Genomic DNA, 234 nt, shown 5'->3' on the forward strand with positions numbered 1-234 from the left:
TGATAATGTCGATGATGCCAGTGATTTGGATAACGACCTTTATGATGTAGGCGAGTTGAGTGACGCACAGGCGAATGTGGCAAATAAAGATTTGGAGCAGCAAGCGGCGACAGTGCAACAGCAGGGCTATCAGATGATGACGCCTGATGAGATTGATCGCGAGCTGGCAGCGCTGGATAGACAGAATGCGCAAGACATTGACAGCATTAATAATGGTAACGACGTTAACAACAC

At 47.4% G+C, this 234-nt stretch carries 1 protein-coding gene; it reads left to right on the forward strand.

The genetic code is table 11. The annotated features are described in order from the left end of the window. Positions 1 to 234, forward strand: a 234-nt coding sequence (locus tag AAEY72_RS16395) for a hypothetical protein (protein ID WP_352311756.1), incomplete at both ends; no start/stop codon positions are given.

It is taken from the genome of Psychrobacter sp. W2-37-MNA-CIBAN-0211, assembly GCF_040309405.1.
Classification (GTDB): Bacteria; Pseudomonadota; Gammaproteobacteria; order Pseudomonadales; family Moraxellaceae; genus Psychrobacter; species Psychrobacter glaciei.